The organism is Aquabacterium sp., from assembly GCF_035476535.1.
Taxonomy (GTDB): Bacteria; Pseudomonadota; Gammaproteobacteria; order Burkholderiales; family Burkholderiaceae_C; genus Pseudaquabacterium.
This window is the reverse complement of sequence record NZ_DATILJ010000082.1, coordinates 1-9,212: the sequence shown is the minus strand read 5'-3', so window position 1 is coordinate 9,212 and position 9,212 is coordinate 1. Positions and strand designations below refer to the sequence as shown.

The 9,212-nt window shown below is 69.4% G+C and carries 11 protein-coding genes; all 11 read left to right on the top strand.

Annotation, left to right across the window (positions count from 1 at the left end; translation table 11 throughout):
* Nucleotides 1–36 precede the first annotated feature (36 nt).
* Nucleotides 37–672, top strand: a complete 636-nt coding sequence (locus VLK61_RS08055) for a hypothetical protein (protein ID WP_325419970.1) — start codon at nt 37–39, stop codon at nt 670–672.
* A 120-nt stretch (nt 673–792) separates the two neighbouring features.
* Nucleotides 793–2,295: a class I adenylate-forming enzyme family protein gene (locus VLK61_RS08050; RefSeq protein ID WP_325419968.1), complete on the top strand. Its 1,503-nt coding sequence runs from the start codon at nt 793–795 to the stop codon at nt 2,293–2,295.
* Complete coding sequence (locus tag VLK61_RS08045) at nt 2,295–2,756, top strand: PaaI family thioesterase (protein WP_325419966.1); 462 nt, start codon at nt 2,295–2,297, stop codon at nt 2,754–2,756. The genes VLK61_RS08050 and VLK61_RS08045 overlap by 1 nt, the downstream gene beginning before the upstream one ends.
* Nucleotides 2,753–3,736, top strand: a complete 984-nt coding sequence (locus VLK61_RS08040) for a tripartite tricarboxylate transporter substrate binding protein (protein ID WP_325419964.1) — start codon at nt 2,753–2,755, stop codon at nt 3,734–3,736. The genes VLK61_RS08045 and VLK61_RS08040 overlap by 4 nt, the downstream gene beginning before the upstream one ends.
* A 5-nt stretch (nt 3,737–3,741) precedes the next feature.
* Nucleotides 3,742–4,557 carry an SDR family oxidoreductase gene (locus tag VLK61_RS08035; RefSeq protein WP_325419963.1) on the top strand — a complete coding sequence of 272 codons (816 nt, stop codon included), beginning with the start codon at nt 3,742–3,744 and terminating at the stop codon, nt 4,555–4,557.
* Entirely contained in the window at nt 4,554–4,955 is a 402-nt protein-coding gene (locus tag VLK61_RS08030) for a PaaI family thioesterase (protein WP_325419961.1), read from the top strand. The genes VLK61_RS08035 and VLK61_RS08030 overlap by 4 nt, the downstream gene beginning before the upstream one ends.
* A gap of 113 nt (nt 4,956–5,068) precedes the next feature.
* Nucleotides 5,069–6,256 (top strand): lipid-transfer protein, encoded by a 1,188-nt coding sequence (locus VLK61_RS08025; protein WP_325419959.1) that lies wholly within the window; start codon nt 5,069–5,071, stop codon nt 6,254–6,256.
* Nucleotides 6,253–6,702, top strand: coding sequence for a MaoC family dehydratase N-terminal domain-containing protein (locus tag VLK61_RS08020; RefSeq protein WP_325419957.1), 450 nt, complete (start codon nt 6,253–6,255; stop codon nt 6,700–6,702). The genes VLK61_RS08025 and VLK61_RS08020 overlap by 4 nt, the downstream gene beginning before the upstream one ends.
* Nucleotides 6,699–7,109: a MaoC/PaaZ C-terminal domain-containing protein gene (locus VLK61_RS08015; protein WP_325419955.1), complete on the top strand. Its 411-nt coding sequence runs from the start codon at nt 6,699–6,701 to the stop codon at nt 7,107–7,109. The genes VLK61_RS08020 and VLK61_RS08015 overlap by 4 nt, the downstream gene beginning before the upstream one ends.
* A 17-nt stretch (nt 7,110–7,126) precedes the next feature.
* Complete coding sequence (locus VLK61_RS08010) at nt 7,127–7,960, top strand: SDR family NAD(P)-dependent oxidoreductase (protein ID WP_325419953.1); 834 nt, start codon at nt 7,127–7,129, stop codon at nt 7,958–7,960.
* An 8-nt stretch (nt 7,961–7,968) separates the two neighbouring features.
* Nucleotides 7,969–9,132 carry an acyl-CoA dehydrogenase family protein gene (locus VLK61_RS08005; protein ID WP_414636784.1) on the top strand — a complete coding sequence of 388 codons (1,164 nt, stop codon included), beginning with the start codon at nt 7,969–7,971 and terminating at the stop codon, nt 9,130–9,132.
* Nucleotides 9,133–9,212 lie beyond the last annotated feature (80 nt).

Below are 9,212 nucleotides of genomic sequence, written 5' to 3'. Positions count from 1 at the left end.
CTAAAAAGCATGAACGATGCTTGACAGGGGAAACCCATGAAGTGGCTCTACTTTCCGTTCCAGGATGTCAGTGCGGATCCCACCATGCCGTCCAACGAGGCCCGGTACCGCAGCAAATACGGGCCGGGGCTGACCGTGCTGCAGTACCCCCACCGCCTCGATCACGTGCCGGATGACGACACGTTCATCGTGGCAGGTCACGGGCTTCCAGGGATGGACGCGATCGGCGTGTCGGTATTGGACGAGAACGCTTCATCCTTTGAGAACTCGATTCGGGCACTCGCTGGAAAGGGGCCCGCCAAACGGCAAGTGACGATGCAGGCGAATGACCTGGCACAGCAACTCCGGGACGCCGAACTGCCGCGCACGCACAAGCGCATCAAGCTGATCACGTGTGGTGGCGCGGGCATGGCGATTCTCGATGATGCGAAAGTCGAATGGGACTCCAGCGTCGATGCCGCCGCGCGCACGGTCAAGGATGTCCCCGCCGCGCCTTTCGCTTCAGCGAACACCGCCAACTGCTTTGCTTCTGTTTTCGCCAAGGCCATGGCGCAGCGAGACTACACCCAGCTGCGCGTGCGAGCCTATCCGGGTTTCGTCAACGCGAACGGGGTGCAGAACCCAAGCCCAGTCAAGACGCCGAACCCAAGCCCTGCCTCACATCGCCGTTGACGAACGCGCCTGGGGATCAGGGCATTCCCTGAGGCTGCCGGGGCTTGAACGGATCCGCCATGACGGTTGGCGCATCCGGCCATTGGTGGCATGCCGCGCTGTGCCCACACTGGCGTCACCATGTACCTCACCCAAGGCCTGCACCGCTCGCTGCAACGGCATCCTGCCAAGACCGCGCTCACCCACCTGGGCGCCGACGGCGCACAGCGGCAACACCGTTTCGATGAACTGGTCGATGGCGTGGCGCGGCAGGCCGCCGCGCTCGCCGCCCGCGGTGTCGACGCCGGCGACCGCGTTGCGCTGCTCGCGCCGAATGACGATCGCCTGGTGCAGGCGATCTTCGCGTGCTGGTGGCGCGGCGCGGTGGCCTGCCCGCTGAACGTTCGCTGGACGCCCACCGAACTGGCCCATGCGCTGGCCGACAGCGCGGCATCCTTGGTGCTGGTGGACGAAGCGCTGGCCGAACGCCTGCCGCGCAGCGACATCCGCTGCATCACGCTGCCCCGCTTCGCCGACGAAGCGGCGGCGCTGGCGCCTTTGCCCGACAGCCGCAGCGGCGGCGACGCGATGGCCGTGCTGCTCTACACCGGCGGCACCACCGGCCGCGCCAAGGGCGTGATGCTCACGCATGCCAACCTCTGGTCGGCCTCGATGACCCGCGCCGCCGAGCTGCCCAACCCGCCGGACGGCGTGTCGCTGCTCGTCGCGCCGCTGTTCCATGTCGCCGGCCTGGGCCGCCTGGTGGGCCAGACGCTGGTCGGTGGCGGCTGCGTCACGATGGCCCAGTTCCGCCCCGAGGCGGTGATCGCCGCGATCGAGCAGCACCGCATCGGCGACATCATGGTCGTGCCGACGATGCTGCAGTCCTTGCTCGACGATCCTAACTTTCAAGCGGAGCGCGTGCAAAGCCTGACGCGCATCGCCTTCGGCGCCGCGCCGATGCCGCCGGACCTGCTGGAGCGTGCGCTCGCCGCCTGGCCCGAGGCCGAGTTCTTCCAGGCCTACGGGCTGACCGAAACCGCCGGCGCGGTGTGCATCAACCTGCCGGTCAACCACCGCTCGGCCGAAGCGCGTGCCGCGGGTCGCCTGAATTCGGTGGGCCGCGCCGGGCTGGGGGCCGAAATCGTCGTGACCGATCCTGATGGGCAGGAAGTGCCGCGTGGCGTGGTTGGCGAGGTCTTGTGTCGCGGACCGATGGTCACGCCGGGCTACTGGCGCAACCCCGAGGCCACGGCCGCCGCACTGCAGGACGGTTGGCTGCACACCGGGGACGCCGGCTGCATGCAGGCCGACGGCACGCTGGCCATCGTCGACCGGCTGAAGGACATGATCATCAGCGGCGGCGAGAACATCTACAGCGCCGAGGTCGAAGCCGCGCTGCGCGCCCATCCGGCCGTGGCGCAGGCCGCAGTGCTCGGCGTGCCCGATGCGCGCTGGGGCGAGGCCGTGCAGGCCTTCGTCGTGCTGCGCGAGCCGGTCAGCGACGAGGTCTTGCGCGCCTGGTGCCGCGAGCGCCTGGCCGGCTACAAGTGCCCGCGGGCTTATGCCTTCGTCGCCGAACTGCCCTTGTCCGCCGCCGGCAAGGTGCTGAAGAACGTGCTGCGTCAACAAGCGGGGGCCTGATGCTCGAACCCGTCGCCTTCGACGACCCGCGGCAGCTGTTCGACCGCGTGCCCTTCATGCGCCTGCTGGGCGTGCAGCGCATCTTTTCCGAAGGCGGCCGCGCACGCCTGGTGCTGGCGCCGCGCGCCGAGCTCGGCAACGTGATCGGCGGCGTGCATGGCGGTGCCGTCGTCACGTTGCTGGACGTGGTGATGGCCAGCGCCGCAGTGTCGGCCATCGACTTCCGGCGCACCGCCGTCACGCTGAACCTGGACACCGCGTTCGTGGAGCCCGGCCGCGGCACGCTCACCGCCGACGGCGAACTGCTGCGCGAGGCCGACGGCATCGCCTGGTGCAGCGCCACCGTCACCGACGACGACGGCCGCATCGTCGCCCGTGCGCAGGGCAGCTTCCGCTACCTGCCGCTCCCCCGGACGTCATCCGGACATCGACCGACAAGCCCCGAAGGAGACACGCCATGAACCACCCCCACCCCCACCGCCGCCAGGCGCTGGCCGCACTGCTCGCACTCGCCCCGCTGCTCGGCGCCGCACCCGTGGCCCTGGCCTCGGACGCCTATCCCACCAAGCCGATCACGCTGGTGATGCCGTTCCCGCCCGGCGGCAGCTTCGACCCGATCTTCCGCGCGTTCGCCGAAGCGGCCGCGCGCGACCTGGGCCAGCCCATCGTGATGATGCACAAGCCAGGGGCAGGCGGCATCACCGGCCCGGCCAGCGTGGCGATGATGAGCGAGGCCGACGGCTACACCGTCGCGGTGATGCACAACAGCGTGATCCGCGCGCCGCTGACGCAGAAGGTCAATTGGGACCCGCTGCGCGACTTCAGCTACCTGGGCAGCCTGTTCGGCCTGACCACCGCGATCGCCGTGGCCGCCGACGCGCCGTGGAAGAACCTGGCCGAGCTGCTGGCCGACGCGAAGAAGCGGCCGGGCGAGATCAGCTACGGCAATGTCGGCGCGATCAGCGTCAACCGCATCGTCGGCGAACGCCTGGCGCGCGCCAACGGCACACGCTTCAACATGATCCCGTTCAAGGGCGGCGGCGAGGCCTGGACCTCGCTGATCGGCCGCCAGCTCGACGTCTACGCCGACCCCGGTTTCGGCCCGCAGGCCAAGGGCGGCAAGGTGCGCCTGCTCGCCAGCTTCACCGACAAGCGCCTGCAGCGCTTCCCTGAGGTGCCGACCGCGAAAGAGCTGGGCCACGACTTCGTCATCGAGTCGCCGGTGGGCCTGGTGGCGCCGAAGAACCTGGACCCGAAGATCGCCGCGCGGCTCGGCGCCGCCTTCCGCAAAGCGGCCACCGACCCGGGCTACTTGGCGCAGCTGGAGTTGTTCGACATGCAGCCGGCGGTGACCACCGGCGAGGCCTACGCCGCCTACGCCCGCGCGCAGTTCGAGAGGGAGCAGAAGATGCTGGCCGAGATCGGTTTCAAGCCGGAGTGAGCACCATGGACCTGAACACTGCCCAATTCCGCGGCCGCCACGTCTTCGTCGCCGGCGGCTCCAGCGGCATCAACTTCGGCATCGCCCAGGCCTTCGCCCGCGCGGGCGCCCGGCTCAGCCTGATCAGCCGTTCGGCCGACAAGCTGGCCAGCGCGGTGGCGCAACTCGAGACGCTGGGTGCCGAGGCCATCGGCCTGCCGGCCGATGTGCGCCAGCCCGAGGCGCTGACAGCGGCCTATACCCAGGCGGTGGCCCGCTTCGGGGCTATCGACGTGCTGGTGTCGGGCGCCGCCGGCAACTTCCTCGCCCAGGCGCTGGACATGTCGCCGAATGCCTTCAAGACCGTCGTCGACATCGACCTGCTCGGCAGCTTCAACGTCGTGCGCCTGGCCCATGCGCACCTGCGCCAGCCAGGCGCCTGCGTGATCCAGATCTCGGCCAGCCAGGCTTTCACGCCGACGCCCTACCAGGCCCATGTCTGCGCCGCGAAGGCCGGCGTCGACATGCTGACGCGCGTGCTCGCGCTCGAATGGGGCGCGCAAGGCATCCGCATCAACTCCATCGTGCCGGGCCCGATCGCCGACACCGAAGGCCTGCGCCGCCTGGCGCCGGGCGACGCGGCGCTGCAGGCGATGGCCGAGCGCGTGCCGCTGAAGCGGCTCGGGCGCATCGAGGACATTGCGCGCATGGCCATGCTGCTGGCCAGCGACTGGGGCAGCTACATCACCGGTACCGTGATTCCTGTGGACGGCGGCCTGTCGCTCACCGGCCCGCGTGACTTCACCGCCGCGGCCGAGGCCTCGCAGCGAGGTCGTGGATGAGCACACGTCCGAAAAGCGGCCCCGATCGCCACGTGCCCTTCATCGAGCACCTGGGCCTGCTGCGCGAGCACGCCGAAGGCGGCAGCGCGCGCCTGTCGCTCGATCTGCGCCCCGAGCTGCTGAACAACCATGGCGGCGGCCACGGCGGCGTGGTGATGACGCTGCTGGACAGCGCGATGACGCATGCCGCGCTGTCGCGCGTGGCCTACGCCCGCGAAGTCGTCACCGTCGACATGCACATCGCCTTCATGCGCCCCGCCAGCGGCCGGCTGGTGGCCACTGCGCGGGCCACCGGCGGCGGCCGCTCGGTGTGCTTCTGCGAGGCGCAGATCACCGACGCCAACGGTGAACTCGCCGCGCAGGCGATGGGCACTTTCCGCTACCGCGATCCCGCGTGAACAGATCCGCCAATCGAGATGGCCGCATCGGCGATTGAAACCCCCGCGCCACGCGGCCAGACTGTCCACTCAGCCCGAACCTTGAAGCCAACAGGAAGACACAGATGACCCGTATGCAACGCCCCGTCCACGTCATCGGCGTCGGCATGATCCCGTTCACCAAGCCCGGCGCCAGCGAGCCCTACACCGTGATGGGGGCACGCGCCGCGAAGCTGGCGCTGGCCGATGCCGGCGTCGACTATGCGCATGTCGAGCAGGCCTATGTCGGCTACGTCTACGGCGACTCCACCGCCGGCCAGGCCGCGATCTACGGTGTTGGCCTCAGCGGCATCCCGGTGTTCAACCTGAACAACAACTGTTCCACCGGATCGAGCGCGCTGTTCCTCGCCCGCCAGGCGGTCGAGAGCGGCATGGTCGAGTGCGCCATCGCGCTCGGCTTCGAGCAGATGCAACCCGGCGCGCTGAAGGGCGCCTGGGACGACCGCCCGTCGCCGATGCAGCGCTTCGCCGACGCGATGATCGACAAGCAGGGCTTCCAGAGCGATGCGCCACGCGCCGCGCAGTTCTTCGGCGGCGCGGGGCGCGACTACATCGCGCAGCACGGCATCCGCCGCGACACCTTCGGCCGCATCTCGGTGAAGGCGCGCCAGCATGCGGCGCGCAACCCGCTCGCGGTGTTCCGCCAGACCTTGACGCTGGACGAAGTGATGGCCTCGCCGACGGTGTTCGACCCGCTGACGCGCTTTCAATGCTGCCCGCCCACCTGCGGCGCCGCGGCCGCGATCCTGTGCTCCGCCGACTTTGCAAAGAAGCACGGCCTCGACCAGCGTGTGGTGATCGCCGCGCAGGCGATGACCACCGACACGCCCAGCACCTTCGACAGCCGCGACATGCGCCGCCTGGTCGGCTACGACATGACGGCGGCCGCCGCGAAGCAGGTCTACGAAGCCGCCGGCATCGGCCCCGAGGCGCTGGACGTCGTCGAGCTGCACGACTGCTTCACCGCCAACGAGCTGATCACCTACGAGGCGCTGGGCCTGACGCCCGAAGGCACCGCCGAGCGCTTCATCATCGATGGTGATAACACCTGTGGTGGGCGGGTGGTGACCAACCCCTCGGGCGGCCTGCTGTCCAAGGGCCACCCGCTGGGTGCCACCGGCCTGGCCCAATGCGCCGAGCTGGTGTGGCAGCTGCGCGGCCAGGCCGAACAACGCCAGGTGGAAGGGGCGCGGCTGGCGCTGCAGCACAACCTGGGCCTCGGCGGCGCCTGCGTCGTGACGCTGTACCAAGCCTTGTCATGATCGACCGCCGCCACATCGGCCACCAGATGCCGCCGTTCACGGTGGTGGTCGAGCGCGGCCGGCTGCGCTTCTTCGCCAAGGCGACCGGCCAGACCGACCCGGTCTACAGCGACGACGACGCGGCCCGCGCCGCCGGCCACCCGGCGCTGCCGGTGCCGCCGACCTTCCTGTTCTGCCTGGAGATGGACGGCCCGAACCCGGCCGCGGTGCGCGAACTGCTGGGCCTGGACTACCGGCGCATCCTGCATGGCGAGCAAGGCTTCAGCTTTCACCGCCTGGCCTATGCCGGCGATGCCCTGCGCTTCGCGCAGCGCATCGAGGACATCTACGACAAGAAGGGCGGCGCACTCGAATTCATCGTGCGCCAGACCCATGTGAGCAATCAGCGCGGTGAGCCGGTGGCCGATCTGCGCTGCGTCACCGTCTACCGGAATCCGAGCGCATGAACCCGCTACCTGACTGGGACTCTCTGCAAGTCGGCGATGCGCTGCCGGCGCTGGCACTGCCGCCGATCACGCGCCTGACGCTGGCGCTGTACTGCGGCGCTTCTGGCGACCACAACCCGATCCATGTCGACAGCGACTTCGCGCGCTCGGCCGGCATGGCCGATGTGTTCGCGCACGGCATGTTGTCCGCCGCCTGGCTGGCCCGCGTGCTGACGAACTGGGTGCCGCAGTCAGCCATCCGCTCGCTGGATGTGCGCTTTGCGGCCATCACGCAGGTCGGCGAACGCATCAGCTGCAGCGGCCGCATCGTCGAAAAGCTGGACCGCATGGTGCGCGTCCATCTGTCCACCACCAACAGCGACGGCATCGTCAAGCTGAGCGGCGAGGCGCTGATCGCCTGGCCCTGAAACCCCAAGGAATGAGCATGACCCTAGTTCCCAAAATCGATGGCAAGGTGGCCCTGGTGTCCGGTTCCGGCCGCGGCATCGGCCGTGAGATTGCCCTGAAGCTCGCCAGCGAAGGCGCCCGCGTGGTGGTGAACGACCTCGACGCCGCGCCGGCCGCACAGACGGTGGCCGACATCGCCGCCGCCGGCGGCACCGCAGTGGCCTGCCCCGGCAGCGTGACCGAGGCCGGCTTCGCCGAACGCTTCGTCGCGACCGCGGTGGACACCTGGGGCGGTCTCGACATCATCGTCAACAACGCCGGCTACACCTGGGACAACGTGGTACAGAAGATGAGCGACGAGCAATGGGAGGCGATGCTCGCGGTGCACCTGACGGCGCCGTTCCGCATCCTGCGCGCGGCCTCCCACTTCATCCGCGAGACCGCCCGGCGCGAGGCCGACGAGGGCCGCGAGGTCTTCCGCAAGGTGGTCAACGTGTCGTCGACTTCGGGTGTCTACGGCAACGCCGGACAAGCGAATTACGCGGCCGCCAAGGCCGGCATCAACGGCCTGACCAAGGCCATGGCCAAGGAGTGGGGCCGCTACAAGGTCACCGTCAACAGCGTCGCCTTCGGGCTGATCAAGACCCGGCTCACCGAAGCCGATGCCGACGCCGGCGCCAGCATTGACATCGAAGGCCGCACGATCAAGGTCGGCGTGAACCCGCAGATCCTGAAGAACGCCGAAGCGATGATCCCGCTCGGCCGCGGCGGCCACCCCCACGAGGCGGCGGGCGCGGTGTACCTGTTCTGCATCCCTGAATCCAACTATGTCAGCGGCCAGGTGCTGGTCTGCGGGGGTGGGCGGCCATGAGCGTAGGGATGGGCACGAGGGCCTGGGAGACCGAGGAACTGTCGATGCTGCGCGAAAGCGCGCGCCGCTTCTTCGCCCGCGAATGCGTGCCGCACGAGATGCGCTGGCGCGCGCAGCACCATGCCGACCGCGAGATCTGGCACAAGGCCGGTGCCGCCGGCCTGCTGTGCGCCAGCATCCCCGAGGAATACGGCGGCGGCGGCGGCAGCTTCCTGCACGAGGCGGTGATCTGCGAAGAGCAGATGAGCGCGATGGCGCAAAGCTTCAGCAACAACGTGCACAGCGGCATCGTCGCGCACTACCTGCTGGCCTACGGCAGCGAGGAACAGCGCCAGCGCTGGCTGCCGCGCATGGCCAGCGGTGAACTGGTCGCCGCGATCGCGATGAGCGAGCCCGGTGCCGGCACCGACCTGCAGCGCATCCGCACCCGGGCAGTCCGCGACGGCGACCACTGGCGCCTGAGCGGCAGCAAGATCTTCATCACCAACGGGCTGCACGCCGGGCTGGTCTGCGTCGCGGCGAAGACCGATGTCGGGGGCGGCGCGTCCGCGGGGGCCAAAGGCATCTCCCTGCTGATGGTCGAGACCGAGGGCACGGCGGGCTTTCGCCGCGGTGCGCTGCTCGACAAGATCGGCCAGAAGACGCTGGACACGACCGAGCTGTTCTTCGACGACGTGCGCGTGCCGGCCGACAATGTGCTGGGCGGCGTGGAAGGCCGCGGCTTCGCGCAGCTGATGCAGCAGCTGCCGCGCGAGCGGCTGCTGATCGCCGTGGGCGCCGCCGCGACGATGCGCCGCGCCATTGCCGACACGCTGAACCACGTGCGCGAACGCCAGGTCTTCGGCCAGCCGCTGATGCAGCTGCAGAACACCCGCTTCACCTTGGCCGAGTGCGAGACGCAGGCCGAACTGGCGCGCGCCTTCGTCGACGACTGCATCGCCCGCCTGATGCAGGGCACGCTGGACGTGCCCACCGCCGCGATGGCCAAGTGGTGGACCACCGACGCCTGCTGCCGCGTCGTCGACGAATGCCTGCAACTGTTCGGCGGCTACGGCTACATGAACGAATACCCGATCGCGCGGCTGTACGCCGACGTGCGCGTCGGCCGCATCTACGGCGGCGCCAACGAGGTGATGAAGGAGATCATCGCCCGCGCGATGGACAAGCGATGAGCGTGCGCTTCGAACTGCAGGGCAGCACGGCCCTGGTCACCCTCGACAGCCCGGCCAGCCGCAATGCCTTCACGCCCGAG